A 12,971-nucleotide genomic window follows, 5' to 3' on the forward strand; every position below is an offset into this window, starting at 1 on the left:
TCCTAGCCGAGACGCGCCGGCCGCCTCAGAAAGAAGCTCAAAAGACCGACGAAAAGCAGAATGCCCAAGCCCGCCAGGATGGCTCTTTGTACGAGATTGACTTCCCTCGGCCCTTCCGTCGCGGGAGACAAGCCATCCTGCGGCCCCGTCATCCTCACGGTGCGTTCGATATAAGCCAGTAGAGCAATGCGCGTATCGATGTTGAGCATCCGGTCGACCGAAGCCCCTGGACTCTCCACGAAAACAGCCCCGGTGGAAATCCCGTCCGGCCGAGCCGGCGTGAAGTCCATCCTGCCCTTCCTCAATGCATCGTTGAGCAGCGCCCTCGCATCTTGCAGGCGCGCGCGCACCGAACGCAACAACTCGATCCTCGGCTCGAACAATCTCTGATGTGCGGCCTGGATCGCAAGAACAGCTTGTTGAAGCATGGTCGCCGCCCCCTCTTTCGAGGCGGAACTCGCCTCCAGGCGGATCGACGAATCGCCAATAACGATCCCGCGCAATGAGGCTCCACCGAACGCCCCCCGCGAGTCGGGAAGCGCCTTGCGAGCATCGGCCAGAACAGTGCGTTGAAATTGGACCGCTCCGATTCGTGTCACCAGATCGCGAGCACTCTCCACGGGTTCAACCGCGGCCCCAGCGAGCCCGAGAATACTTTCGAGAGTGGGCATTGTACCAATCGCGATCGTCGAGGTCGCGGTCCAGGATTCCACCTTCCGCCCGACGGCAAGGGAGCCAAGAGCAGCCAACAGGATTGCCCCGATCATGAGCGAAAGGACCCAATGTATCCGCACTACTCGGACAGCACCATGGAACCATCTCGCGAGCTGCTGAAACGCTGGAGCTCGCGGCGTACGCTCGGCCATAGGCATGTGACTCTTGTCCCCGGCAACCCCCACAACACGGATGGGGAACCCAATCACTATCATACTGAGCTATCTCTGGTTGATCAATCGGCCCATGGCAAAGGGCTCTCGATGAACGATCCTGGTATGATCGCCCGCCTGCGCTCCGCGCCGCCGGTTCGTTCAACAAGAGAGTCCACGACTTCTCCCTTGCTCGTTGCCTCCGGGCGTCGCTACGCGTAAACAGAGAACACAACAGTTCCTGTCGCAGCGAGCAGCGCGCCATTGACAAGCGTTGGTGCGGGGTCTTTGTCACTCAGTGTCGCGTCCACCAGGCTATTTATCAACGATCGACCGACGTTGTGAGAAGATCCGGCCACCACAGCTCAATCCAACGAGAGCCAGAACCTTGAGACAGACATTTGTTGCTCACCTTCGACGGAGGTGCCGAGGGGGAGAGCCGTCATGCTGAGACAGGCCGTCGTCCTCGTCGGGGGACTCGGCACCCGCCTCGGCGAACGCACCAAAACCGTGCCGAAGCCGATGCTCGACATTGGCGGGCGGCCGTTTCTCGACACGCTGATCGACGAACTCGTACGCTATGGCGTGTTCGATGAAATTCTCCTGCTTGCGGGCCACAAGGCGGAGATCGTCGAGACGCACTACGCCGCGGCCGCCAGGGGATCGACGCGAATCATCGTGTCGCGCGAGACCGAGCCGCTCGGCACCGGCGGCGCGCTCGTGCACGCGCGAGATCTGCTGCATGACCGCTTCCTGCTGCTCAACGGCGATTCGCTGTTCGATTTCAACCTGCTCGACCTGATCGTGCGCGCCCAAGGGGGGCACGTTCACATGGCGTTGCGCGACGGCGTCGTCGGCGACCGCTATGGGCGCGTCGTCCTCGACGGTGACGTAGTGCGTGACTTCATCGCCCCGGGTGTGGGTGCCACGGGACCGGTCAATGCCGGCATCTACATCATCGACAAGTCCGTTCTTGCCGACATCACAAAGCTTCCCGCCTCGCTCGAGCAGGACGTATTCCCTGGCCTAGCCAATTCCGGCGCGCTGCGCGGCACCGCCTATCGCGGTTACTTTATCGACATCGGCATTCCCGACGATTTTGCGCGCGCCGACCGCGAATTGCGGGACAAGCTGCGGCGGCCGGCCGTTTTTTTCGATCGCGACGGCGTGCTCAACCATGATTCAGGATACACTTTCGAGGCGCACAAGCTCGAATGGATCGAGGGCGCACGCGAGGCCGTGAAGGCCGTCAACGACGCCGGCTATTTTGCCTTCGTCATCACCAATCAATCCGGAGTCGCACGCGGCTATTACGAGGAGCATCACGTGGTCGCGCTGCATCGCTGGATGGCGGACCAGATGGCGCTGATCGGCGCGCATGTCGATGCGTTCGAGTATTGCCCCGATCACCCCGAAGGAACCGTCGCGCGCTATTGCCGCACGAGCGACCGGCGCAAGCCGGCGCCGGGCATGATCACCGATCTCGCGCAGCGCTTTCGGATCGACATGACGCGCAGCATGGTGATCGGCGACAAGCCGAGCGACATCGAAGCCGCTCGTGCGGCCGGCCTCGCCGGCCACTTGTTCGAGGGCGGCAATCTGGAGACCTTCGTGAGACAGCGCCTCATCCCGGCCGGCCAAGCCTAGGCGCGCGTCACGAAAACTGCTGCATCCCCGGGCATTTGGCAGCTTTCCGGTGCTGCTCTGTTGCGCGCAACCGCCAGTGTGCTATAGCGCCATCTTCTTGTGAACACAGGCTTAATCGCCTTCTGGGGTCCGGCATGGCAGATCTAAGTGGCGCCCGCGTCCTCGTTACCGGCAGCGACGGCTTCATCGGTTCGCATGTCGTCGAGGAGCTGGTGAAGGCCGGGGCCCGCGTCAAGGCGATCGTCTACTACAACTCCTTCAATTCCTGGGGCTGGCTGGACACGGTTCCCGCCGACATCATGAAATCGGTGGAGGTGGTCGCCGGCGATATCCGCGATCCGCATTTCATGATCGCAACCGCCAGCGGCTGCACCGACGTGCTACACTTGGCGGCGCTGATCGCGATCCCCTTCTCCTACGTCGCGCCCGACTCCTATGTCGACACCAACGTGAAGGGCACCGTGAACGTGCTCCAGGCGGCGCGCATGGCTGGCGTGCGGCGCTTCGTGCAGACCTCGACCAGCGAGGTCTACGGCACGGCGCAGATCGTCCCGATCAAGGAGAGCCATCCGCTGGCGGGCCAATCGCCCTACTCGGCCTCGAAGATCGCGTCCGATCAGATGGCGCTGTCGTTCCACGCCTCGTTCGACATGCCGGTCGTTGTGATCCGCCCGTTCAACACCTTCGGCCCCCGGCAGTCGGCGCGCGCGGTGATCCCTACCATCATCAGCCAGATCGCGACCGGCAAGCGCAAGATCCGTCTCGGCGCCGTCAGTCCGACGCGGGACTTCTCCTTCGTCACCGACACTGCGCGCGGCCTCATCGCAGGCCTCACCGCGCCGGCCGAGCAATGCGTCGGCCAGACCATCAATCTTGGCAGCGGCTTCGAGATCTCGGTCGGTGCGACCGTCGAGATGATCGCCGATGTCATGGGGACCACGATCGAAATCGAGACCGACGAGGCGCGCCTGCGTCCCGCCAACAGCGAAGTAGAGCGGCTCTGGGCCGACAATTCCAAGGCACGCCAGCAGCTCGGTTGGAGCCCTGAATTCGGCGGTGTCGAGGGCATGCGCCGCGGCATGGTGAGGACCGTCAACTGGTTCACCAATCCCGCAAACCTCAACCGCTACAAGGCCGACGTCTACAATGTCTGAGGCGATGGACAGTATCGTGACCAGCTCAGGCTTCAAGCCAGAGACGATCGTCGACGCCGTGCGGCACGCAGTAGGAACGCCGAACGGCGTCCTCGGCCTGCACGAACCGGTGTTCGCCGGAAACGAGATTGCCTACCTCGAAGAGTGCATCAAGAGCACCTTCGTTTCCTCGGTCGGCCCCTTTGTCGATCGGTTCGAGCGCATGCTGGAGGAGCTCACCGGCGCCAAACGCGCGGTCGCTGTCGTCAACGGCACGGCCGCGTTGCATGCCTGCTTCAGGCTCGCTGGCGTCGAGCCCGGTGACGAGGTCATCTCGCCAGCGCTGACCTTCATCGCGACGACGAACGCGATCGCTTATTGCGGCGCAACGCCGCATTTCGTCGACAGCTCGCTTGCCACGCTCGGCATGGATCCCGACGCCCTCGCGGTGCGCCTCGGGGCGATTGCGGAGCGGACTGCAAGAGGCACGATCAATCGCGAGACCGGACGCCGCATCGCGGCGATCTCGCCGATGCACACGTTCGGGCATCCCGTTGCACTCGACGAGATCGCAGCCATCGCGCACGACTGGGGCATTGCGCTGGTGGAGGATGCCGCGGAATCGCTCGGCTCGACTTACAAGGGTCACGCCGTCGGATCGCAGGCGCGGCTCGCGGCGCTGAGCTTCAACGGCAACAAGATCGTCACCACCGGCGGCGGCGGCGCCATCCTCACCAATGACGAGGAACTGGGACGCCGCGCCAAACATCTCACCACGACCGCGAAGCTGCCGCACAAATGGGCCTTCGTGCACGACGAGATCGGCTTCAACTACCGCCTGCCCAATCTGAACGCCGCGCTCGGCTGCGCGCAGCTCGAGCAGCTCGACGGCTTCCTGGCGAGCAAGCGCCGGCTGGCGGCCACCTATGAACGTGCGTTCGCGCATGTCCCGGGGGTACGCTTCTCGCGGGAGCCGAAGGACACCACGAGCAACTACTGGCTGAATGCGATCCTGCTCGACGAGGCGCATGCCGAGCGACGCGACGACGTTCTCACGGCGCTGAACGAAGCGGGCTTCGGCGCGCGCCCGGCCTGGACCCTGATGCACAGGCTGCCGATGTTCGCGCAAAGCCCCCGCGGCGATCTTTCCGTCGCGGAATCCATCGAACGCCGGTTGATCAACCTGCCCAGCAGCGCCAGCATCAGGCCCCGCGATGAATAGTGGCGCACGAAAAATCTGCTTCGTCACCGGTAGCCGGGCCGATTTCGGGCTGCTGGTCTGGCCGATGCGCGCAATCCGTCAGACGCCAAGCCTAACGCTTCAGCTCATCGCCACCGGCATGCATCTCGCGCCAGAGTTCGGCTACACCTTCAACGCCATCCGCGCGGAAGGTTTTGAGGTCGACGAGCGCGTCGAGACGCTGCTGAGCAGCGATACCGGCGCCGGAGTCGCCAAATCGGTCGGACTCGGCGTGATCGGCTTTGCCGACGCATTCACGCGGTTGCAACCAGATCTCGTCGTCGTGCTCGGCGACCGGTTCGAGATGTTCGCCGCCGCGCAGGCCGCAATGTTCATGCGACTGCCGATGGCGCATCTGTTCGGCGGAGACGTCACCGAAGGCGCGGTCGACGAATCCACGCGCCACGCCATCAGCAAGATGTCACACCTCCATTTCACCAGCAATCAGGGCTCGACCCGGCGGTTGATGCAACTTGGCGAGCACCCGTCCCGTATCCATACCATCGGCTCGGTCGGCATCGACGCCATCAAGCATCTTGATCTGATGAACCGCGACGACATAGGCGACGCGGTCGGAATGCCGCTCGGCGAACGCAATGCACTCATCACGTTTCACCCAGTCACGGTCGAAGCCGGGCGGTCGGTGGCCGAGCTGGACGAGTTGTTTGCTGCGTTGTCGACACTCGATCCCGCTTTCCGTCTTATCTTCACGCTCGCCAATGCCGATGCCGAAGGCCGCGCGCTAAACGAAAGAACCAAGGCCTTCGCGGCGGGCCGGCCGAACACGATTGCGGTCGCCTCGCTCGGACAGCTCCGCTACCTCAGCCTGATGAGCCAGGTAGACGTGGTGATCGGCAACTCCTCGAGTGGCGTGCTCGAAGCACCCTCCTTCGGCGTTCCCACGGTGGATATCGGCGACCGTCAGAAGGGGCGTGAGCGCGCGGCCTCGGTGTTTCACGCCGCGCCCGAACGTGGCGCAATTGCCGCCGCCATCGCGGCAGGACTCCAGCGCGGCCGCGAAGACACCGTCAACCCCTACGGCAACGGCGAATCCAGCCGGCGATTTGCCAACATTGTCGCCGGTATCCCGGATTTCAGGCGGCTTCTGGCCAAGGGCTTTTACGAACTTCCCGCAAGCGGAGCGCGGCCATGACGACGCACACGCTGATCATCGCGGAAGCCGGCGTCAATCACGACGGCAGCCTGGAAAAGGCGCTGGCTCTGGTGGATGCGGCAGCCGATGCCGGTGCCGACATCGTCAAGTTCCAGACCTTCAATGCCAAGGCATTGGCGGGCGGCGCGGCGAAGAAGGCCGATTATCAGCAGCGCACCACCGATGCCGGAGAGAGCCAGCTAGCCATGCTGGAGCGTCTCGAGCTGCCGCAGGCTGCGCATGATACGCTGATCGCGCGCGCCAAGGAGCGCGGCATCGAATTCCTGTCGACGCCGTTCGATGATGCTTCGCTCGACTTCCTTTTGTCTCTGAAATTGACGCGCATCAAGATTGGTTCGGGCGATCTCACCAATGCGCCGCTGCTCCATGCAGCGGCGAGGGCCGGCGCCGTGCTGATCCTGTCGACCGGCATGGCAACGCTCGGTGAGGTTGAGGAAGCGCTGGGTGTATTGGCCCATGGCTACGCGCAGCGCAAGGATTCCGCAGGCGTCGCCTCATTCCGCGCAGCATGGCGCGATCCGGCGGCACGCGCCGCGCTGGCGCGGCACGTCAGCCTGCTCCATTGCACGACCGAATATCCCTGCCCCATCGCCGATGTGAACCTCGCCGCGATGGCGACGATGCGATCGGCGTTTCAGCTTCCGGTCGGCTATTCCGATCACACCGATGGGTTCGAGATTTCGGTCGCCGCGGTGGCGCTCGGCGCGGCCATCGTCGAGAAGCACCTGACGCTGGATCGCGATGCGCCCGGCCCGGACCACGCAGCCTCACTCGAGCCGGACGATTTCAAGCGCATGGTCAGCGCCATCCGCAATGTCGAGGCCGCGCTCGGCGACGGCGTGAAGACGCCGAAGGAATCCGAGATCAGGAACGTCCCGGTGGCGCGCAAGAGCATCGTGGCGGCGCGCGCGCTGAGGGCCGGCGAGATCATCGGACCGGCCGACATCACGGCCAAGCGGCCGGGCACCGGACGGCCGCCGATCGATTATTGGTCCTTGATCGGAACAGCGGCGCCGCGGGCGCTCGAACCGGACGATCCGGTTTAACGACGAGGCTTCGCAGGAACCCCGCGCAGTGCGGAGCCGGGCGGCCATGAAGCCGTGACGACAGAACCCATCGCCACCAGCGTATCATTGCCGAGGGAAATGTGATCGCGGACACGGCTGCCGAGCCCCACAAAGCTGTTGTCGCCGATCTCTGCACCGCCGCCGATTACGGTTCCGGGAGACAGATGCGTGCAGTGCCCAACTCGCACGTCGTGCTCGACGACCGCGCCGGAATTGATGATGCAGTGATTGCCGATCATGCTGCGTGCATTGACGATCGCACCCGGCATGATGACGCTGCCCGCGCCGATCGTTGCCGACGGCGAGACGAACGCGCGCGGATGAATCACCGACGCCCAGCGCTTGAGCTGCAGACGGCCGACCATCTGCCGGCGCGCAGGCCCCGCCTGCATCGTTCCGATTCCGACCACGAAGGCAGCATCCGGATAGTTCGACGCAACGTCGTCGGTTCCGAGATAGCGCGCATCGCCCAGTGTTCCCGGCTGCCGATCGAGAAAACCCATGACGTTGAACTGGCCCGACAGGAGAGCGGCCTCATAGACCATGAAGGCATGCTCGCCGCCGCCGATGATGATCAGATCGTCCATCGCGATTCCCCTGCACCGACCAACCTTAGCGACCGGGCTGCGACACTTCAAACCGCCCGGCCTGACCAGAAAACACGGGGATTAACAAGGTCAGCGCCGAGGCCCCTGGCGGGGTTGACGCCGCCTCTCGCAGCCGCGATATAGCAGGCTCAGCCGTGGGCCGCCCCCAATATCTTGCGTATACGAGGCAGATTGCCATGAAATCCTGGCGCAAAGCCGTCGTCGGTACCCAGGCGACCGTGGGCGAGGCCATCGCCGCGATCGAGAGCGGAAGCATCCAGATTGCGCTGGTGCTCGACGACCAGAACCGTCTGCTCGGCGTGGTCACCGACGGCGACGTCAGGCGCGGGCTGCTGCGCGGCATCCCCCTCACCGGACTTGCGACCGAGATCATGAACCGGGCACCGGTGTCGGCCCCTGCGACGTTGCCGCGCGAGGATCGCCTGCAGCTGATGCGGCAGAGGTCGATCAAGCAGCTCCCGCTTGTCGACGGGGGCGGCCATCTGGTCGTGGTCGAGACGCTCGATGAGCTGCTCGAACCGCGTCATTATCCGAACCCTGTGTTGATCATGGCCGGCGGCCTCGGTGAGCGTCTGGGCGCGCTGACGCGCGACGTGCCGAAGCCGATGCTCAATGTCGGCGGCCGACCACTGCTCGAGACGATCGTCCGTAACGTGGTGCAGCAGGGTTTTGGAAACATCTTCATTTCGGTCAACTACAAGGCCGAGACGATCAAAGACTACTTTGCCGATGGCGCCGCCTTCGGTGCCAACATCCAATACGTGCACGAGACCGAACGACTCGGTACCGCCGGTGCGCTCGGTCTCTTTTCGACACCGCCGGATCTGCCGATGATCGTCACCAACGGCGACATCCTCACCACGATCAACTACGGAGCGCTTCTCGACTTCCACAACGGAACGCCGGCGGAAGCGACGATGGCCGTTCGTGAGCACAAGGTGCACGTCCCCTATGGCGTGGTTTCCACGTCGGAGGGCTTTCTCCAGACCATTCGCGAGAAGCCGACCGAGAGCTGGTTCGTCAGTGCCGGCATATATGTGATTGGAAGCTCCGTCTTCCGCCATGTCGCCCCAGGGGTCAGCATCGATATGCCGACCGTGTTGGAGCGCGTGATCGCCGATAAGGGACGCGTCGCCGTCTTTCCCATTCGCGAGTACTGGCTCGATATCGGCCGCCTGGAGGATTTCGAGCAGGCGCATGCAGAGTTTCACGAGGTCTTTCCGTGACCTCGACAACCGCCGTCGTGGTTGGCCTCGGCTCGATTGGCGCTAGGCATGCGCGGGTCCTGCACGAGCTCGGCCTTCGGGTCGCGACAGTCAGCCGGCGCGAAGGCGGCGACTACGGATCGATCGCGCAGGCCGTCGCGGCGGCGCATCCGGACTACGTGGTGATCGCCACCGAAACCGCGCGCCATGCGGACAATCTGCAAGAGCTCGCGCAGACCGGATTCCATGGCAAAGTCCTCGTCGAAAAGCCGCTATTCGCAAGACCGGCACCGCCCCCGAAATATCCCTTCGCCCACGTCAGCGTCGGATACAATCTGCGCTTTCACCCCGTGATGACGGCGCTGGCCGAAAGGCTGCGCGGGCGCGACGTGATCACGGTCGGCGCCTATGTCGGCCAGGACATCAGGGACTGGCGGCCGGGCCGCGATCACCGTGCGACCGCATCCGCCACGGCTGATTCCGGGGGCGGCGTGCTGCGGGATCTCAGCCACGAACTGGACTATCTCTTGTGGCTGTTCGGGCCATGGCATCGCGTCGCAGCGCTCGGCGGGGCCTCCGGAGTTCGCGACGTCGACGTCGACGACCACCTCGACCTGTTGCTGGATATGCAGCGGGCGCCATCGGTGCACGTCCACATGGACTATCTCGATCGCCAGGGCATCCGCCGCATTCGCGTCAATGTCGACGACGACACCATCGAGGCCGATCTCGTCGGCAGCCGTCTCACGGTCAACGGCAAGGCAACAGAGATTCCCAGCGAGCGCGACCAGAGCTATCGCGACATGCATGTCGCGGCGATGCGTGGCGCGAGCCCGGTCTGCTCGCTGCCCGAGGCGCTCGGTGTCGTGCATCTGATCGACGCCAGCGAGCGCGCGCTGCGCACCAAGACCTGGGTATCGCCATGAGTCTCGTCTGCACCATCTGCGCGCGCGGCGGCTCGAAAGGCGTCGTCGGCAAGAACGCGCGAGACCTCCTGGGCAGGCCCGTGCTCGCGTGGAGCATCGCGCAGGCGCGCGAGACCGGCCTGTTCGATGCGATCGCCTTCAGCAGCGATTCGGACGCCCTGCTCGACGCAGCGCTGAAGGCCGGAGCCGACATCGCGGTCAGGCGTCCCGACGAGATGGCGACCGATACCGCGCCAAAGCTGCCGGCGATCCGCCATTGTCTCGAGCAGGCGATCGCGCAAATGGGCACGACGCCGGAGATCTTCGTCGATCTCGACGTCACGTCGCCGCTCAGGCTGCCCTCCGACATCACCGGTGCAGTGGCACTGCTGCGCGAGAGCGGCGCCCGCAATGTCATTACCGGGGCGCCGGCGCGGCGCTCGCCCTATTTCAACCTTGTCGAACAGCGCGCTGACGGCAGCGTCGGCCTCTCCAAATCCGCCAATCCTCCGGTCACGCGACGGCAGGATGCGCCTCGCTGCTTCGACATGAACGCGTCGATCTATGTCTGGCGCGTCGCGCCCTTTCTGGAGCAGCCCGCAGTGTTCTACCCTGACACGCGTCTGTTCGAAATGCCGGAAGAGCGCTCGATCGACATCGATTCCGATCTCGATTTTGCGCTGGTGGAACTGTTACTGCGCCAACGACTGCCGGCCTGAGGAGGCTCAAGCGATGACCACGAGCTTCAAGGCTCTGTTCGATCTGACCGGGCGCACTGCCGTCGTCACCGGCGGGTGCGGCATCCTAGGGCGCCGCTTTGCCGATGGCCTTGCCGAGTTCGGCGCCAACGTTGCGATCGTCGATCTCGATCAGGCCGCAACCGATGCCGCGGCAGCCGACGTCGCGTCACGCCATGCCGTGCGCGCCAGGGGCTACGGCTGCGACATCACCAACCCTGATGCGGTGCGCAACACGGCCGATGCGATCGAGGCCGACCTCGGACCGGTCTCGATTCTGCTCAACAACGCGGCCAGCAAGACCCGCGACGTGGACGCCTTCTTCGCGCCGGTCGAGAAATTCTCGCAGGAGACCTGGCGCGAGATCATGGCTGTCAATCTCGACGGCATGTTCACCGTCGCGCAGGTGTTTGGCGGACGAATGGCCGAGCGCGGCTACGGCGCCATCGTGCAAACCGCATCGATCTACGGCCTGATGGCCCCCGACCAGCGCATCTACGAAGGCTCCGAATATCTCGGCCGCGCCATCAACACGCCCGCGGTCTACACGGCGTCCAAAGCAGGCGTTATCGGCCTGACCAAGCACCTGGCGACCTACTGGGCGGCGAAGGGCGTTCGCGTCAACACGCTCACCCCGGGCGGCGTCGAGAGCGGACAGAATGAGACCTTCAAGCAGCGTTACGGCGCCCGCGTTCCGCTGGGCCGGATGGCCCGCGCCGACGAGATGGTTGGCACGATGCTGTTTCTGGTGTCCGATGCGGCCTCCTACGTCACCGGCCAGAACATCGCCGTCGATGGCGGACTGAGCGCGTGGTGAGCGGCGGAGCATGCTCAAACAGTTGATCCGCAACACGTTGATATCCGGCGCGGCCTTCGGGATTGCGGCGGTGCTAGGCCTCGTCGTTATCCCCGTCATCATCCGCACTTGGGGCGTGACCGAGTTCGGCCTCATCGTTCTGGCCCGCATCCTGCTTCCTAACGGCATGATGGGACTGCTCGATCTCGGCCTCTCCGAGGTTACGACGCAAGCAGTCGCGCGGGCGCGGGAGCATCGCAATTGGCGCATTGCTGGCCAGCAGCTTGCGCTTCTCACCGTAATGGCCGTCGGGCTCGCAGGACTGCTCGCGGTCGCGATCTGGGTCAGCGCGCCCTACCTGACCATCGCGCTCCGCGTCGATGCTGCTCACGCCGACAGGTTTTCGCAAATCTTGCGCTACACTGCGCTCGCCAACCTGGTGCTGATACCGGCGCTGGTTTGGGAAGGCATTGTCAAGGGCTTTGAGCGCTATAATGTCCTGCGGCTGGCGGAAGTGAGCGCCACGATCGCCTATGTGGCCTGCACGATCTGGGCCGCCAGCACCGCGGCCTCGTTCGAGCTGGTGGCCTATATCTATCTCGCCAGCACCTTGATGCGCGCATGTCTGGTGTTCGCCGCCGCCTTCGTCGCCGTCGTACGCAAGGTCAGGCTGGCAATGTGGGACGTACCGATCCGACGCGAGCTGTTCCACCGCTGCGCCTTGTTCGCGCAGGGGAAGCTGACGGGCGGCTTGGCGCTGCCGATTCAGCCTTTCCTAGTCGGACTCCTGTTCGGGCCGAAGGGTGTCGGGGTGTATGACACCGTGGTCAGGCTGCCGCGGGTGTCCAAGATCGTCGTTGGTCTCCTGACCTCGGCCCTGCTGCCTGTGGCAAGCCGCCTGGACGAGCGCGGCAACGCTGCTGCGTTCCAGCGCCTCGGCGAATTCGGCCTGATCATCCTGCCGATGTTCACGGTGCCGCCGCTGATGGCGGCCGCCGTGCTGTCGCGCGAGATCATGCAGGTGTGGATTGGGCCACAGATGGCCCCCTACGCCTTCTGGATGGGCCTGAGCTTCGTGGTCCCGATCTGCGCTCAATACCTCGCCTTCGGCAACGTCATGTTCCTGACCCGCACGGATGTGCAGTCGCGCCTGAACCGGCTCATGATCTATCAACTCGCGGTGTGGGCGGTGGTGGCGATCGCGACGCTACACTTGTTCGACGAGCGAGCGCTGATCCTCGGCCAAGTGGTGGGCAACGCCGTAATTCTACCCTTGCAGATCGGCGCCGTGAGTCGCGGGTTGCAGCTTGACTCCTACCGGCTCCTTAGAGCACTTCTCGCCCAAGCCGCCATTCTCCTGGTCTTGGGCCTGCTGCTTCTCGCGCTTGCCGACCACCTGGCAATCAACGGACTTGGGGCGCTTGGGCTGGCGATCGCCTCGTTTTGCGTGGTGAGCTGGGTGGTACAGTATTTTCTCGTTCTGGAAGACCGCCAGCAGGCGATCCTCAGGGAACTTGGCCATCGCTTCGGCTGGGCGTCGACCTAGCTTGCTATCTTGCACCAGCATGTTCGGGAGATCTATGACGGTCTTGG

Annotated in this window: 12 protein-coding genes; 10 read left to right on the top strand and 2 right to left on the bottom strand. The window is 64.2% G+C overall.

From position 1 onward, the window contains the following. Positions 1 to 2: 2 nt before the first annotated feature. Positions 3 to 767, bottom strand: coding sequence for a hypothetical protein (locus tag ACSHT2_RS11095; protein WP_440641597.1), 765 nt, complete (start codon positions 765 to 767; stop codon positions 3 to 5). 543 nt (positions 768 to 1,310) lie between these two features. Here ACSHT2_RS11095 and ACSHT2_RS11100 point away from each other — a divergent pair. The 5 genes from ACSHT2_RS11100 (at position 1,311) to neuB (ending at position 7,106) form a co-directional block, all read left to right on the top strand. Next, positions 1,311 to 2,513: an HAD-IIIA family hydrolase gene (locus tag ACSHT2_RS11100; RefSeq protein ID WP_440641598.1), complete on the top strand. Its 1,203-nt coding sequence runs from the start codon at positions 1,311 to 1,313 to the stop codon at positions 2,511 to 2,513. A gap of 134 nt (positions 2,514 to 2,647) precedes the next feature. Then, entirely contained in the window at positions 2,648 to 3,667 is a 1,020-nt protein-coding gene (locus ACSHT2_RS11105) for an NAD-dependent 4,6-dehydratase LegB (protein WP_440641599.1), read from the top strand. Further along, positions 3,660 to 4,868: a LegC family aminotransferase gene (locus ACSHT2_RS11110; protein WP_440641600.1), complete on the top strand. Its 1,209-nt coding sequence runs from the start codon at positions 3,660 to 3,662 to the stop codon at positions 4,866 to 4,868. Before ACSHT2_RS11105 ends, ACSHT2_RS11110 begins: the two co-directional genes overlap by 8 nt. 64 nt (positions 4,869 to 4,932) lie before the next feature. Then, positions 4,933 to 6,039: a UDP-N-acetylglucosamine 2-epimerase gene (neuC, locus tag ACSHT2_RS11115; protein WP_440642815.1), complete on the top strand. Its 1,107-nt coding sequence runs from the start codon at positions 4,933 to 4,935 to the stop codon at positions 6,037 to 6,039. Next, a complete protein-coding gene (gene neuB, locus ACSHT2_RS11120; protein WP_440641601.1) occupies positions 6,036 to 7,106 on the top strand; it encodes an N-acetylneuraminate synthase in 1,071 nt (356 codons plus the stop codon). The genes neuC and neuB overlap by 4 nt, the downstream gene beginning before the upstream one ends. Here the strand turns inward: neuB and ACSHT2_RS11125 are convergent. After that, on the bottom strand, positions 7,103 to 7,714 hold the full coding sequence (locus ACSHT2_RS11125; RefSeq protein WP_440641602.1) for an acetyltransferase: 612 nt from the start codon (positions 7,712 to 7,714) through the stop codon (positions 7,103 to 7,105). The genes neuB and ACSHT2_RS11125 overlap by 4 nt on opposite strands. A gap of 197 nt (positions 7,715 to 7,911) precedes the next feature. Here ACSHT2_RS11125 and ACSHT2_RS11130 point away from each other — a divergent pair, with 197 nt between their 5' ends. From ACSHT2_RS11130 to ACSHT2_RS11150, 5 genes are read left to right on the top strand one after another with little or no spacing between them, the layout of a single operon-like run. Then, the gene (locus ACSHT2_RS11130; protein WP_440641603.1) at positions 7,912 to 8,961 is read left to right on the top strand and encodes a nucleotidyltransferase family protein; all 1,050 of its coding nucleotides are present in this window, start codon (positions 7,912 to 7,914) and stop codon (positions 8,959 to 8,961) included. Further along, positions 8,958 to 9,866, top strand: a complete 909-nt coding sequence (locus ACSHT2_RS11135) for a Gfo/Idh/MocA family protein (RefSeq protein WP_440641604.1) — start codon at positions 8,958 to 8,960, stop codon at positions 9,864 to 9,866. Before ACSHT2_RS11130 ends, ACSHT2_RS11135 begins: the two co-directional genes overlap by 4 nt. Beyond that, positions 9,863 to 10,564, top strand: coding sequence for an acylneuraminate cytidylyltransferase family protein (locus tag ACSHT2_RS11140; RefSeq protein ID WP_440641605.1), 702 nt, complete (start codon positions 9,863 to 9,865; stop codon positions 10,562 to 10,564). The genes ACSHT2_RS11135 and ACSHT2_RS11140 overlap by 4 nt, the downstream gene beginning before the upstream one ends. Positions 10,565 to 10,577: 13 nt before the next feature. Then, positions 10,578 to 11,399 (top strand): SDR family oxidoreductase, encoded by an 822-nt coding sequence (locus tag ACSHT2_RS11145; protein WP_440641606.1) that lies wholly within the window; start codon positions 10,578 to 10,580, stop codon positions 11,397 to 11,399. Between the two features lie 10 nt (positions 11,400 to 11,409). Beyond that, positions 11,410 to 12,924, top strand: a complete 1,515-nt coding sequence (locus ACSHT2_RS11150) for a hypothetical protein (protein ID WP_440641607.1) — start codon at positions 11,410 to 11,412, stop codon at positions 12,922 to 12,924. Positions 12,925 to 12,971: the final 47 nt, after the last annotated feature.

The organism is Bradyrhizobium sp. PUT101 (assembly GCF_052043945.1).
GTDB lineage: Bacteria > Pseudomonadota > Alphaproteobacteria > Rhizobiales > Xanthobacteraceae > Bradyrhizobium.

Bases quoted from the DNA above. Each gene is read 5' to 3' on its own strand.
- ACSHT2_RS11095 (WP_440641597.1), bottom strand. From the start codon at position 767: ATGATCGGGGCAATCCTGTTGGCTGCTCTTGGCTCCCTTGCCGTCGGG.
- ACSHT2_RS11100 (WP_440641598.1), top strand. From the start codon at position 1,311: ATGCTGAGACAGGCCGTCGTCCTCGTCGGGGGACTCGGCACCCGCCTC.
- ACSHT2_RS11105 (WP_440641599.1), top strand. From the start codon at position 2,648: ATGGCAGATCTAAGTGGCGCCCGCGTCCTCGTTACCGGCAGCGACGGC.
- ACSHT2_RS11110 (WP_440641600.1), top strand. From the start codon at position 3,660: ATGTCTGAGGCGATGGACAGTATCGTGACCAGCTCAGGCTTCAAGCCA.
- neuC (WP_440642815.1), top strand. From the start codon at position 4,933: ATGCGCGCAATCCGTCAGACGCCAAGCCTAACGCTTCAGCTCATCGCC.
- neuB (WP_440641601.1), top strand. From the start codon at position 6,036: ATGACGACGCACACGCTGATCATCGCGGAAGCCGGCGTCAATCACGAC.
- ACSHT2_RS11125 (WP_440641602.1), bottom strand. From the start codon at position 7,714: ATGGACGATCTGATCATCATCGGCGGCGGCGAGCATGCCTTCATGGTC.
- ACSHT2_RS11130 (WP_440641603.1), top strand. From the start codon at position 7,912: ATGAAATCCTGGCGCAAAGCCGTCGTCGGTACCCAGGCGACCGTGGGC.
- ACSHT2_RS11140 (WP_440641605.1), top strand. From the start codon at position 9,863: ATGAGTCTCGTCTGCACCATCTGCGCGCGCGGCGGCTCGAAAGGCGTC.
- ACSHT2_RS11145 (WP_440641606.1), top strand. From the start codon at position 10,578: ATGACCACGAGCTTCAAGGCTCTGTTCGATCTGACCGGGCGCACTGCC.
- ACSHT2_RS11150 (WP_440641607.1), top strand. From the start codon at position 11,410: ATGCTCAAACAGTTGATCCGCAACACGTTGATATCCGGCGCGGCCTTC.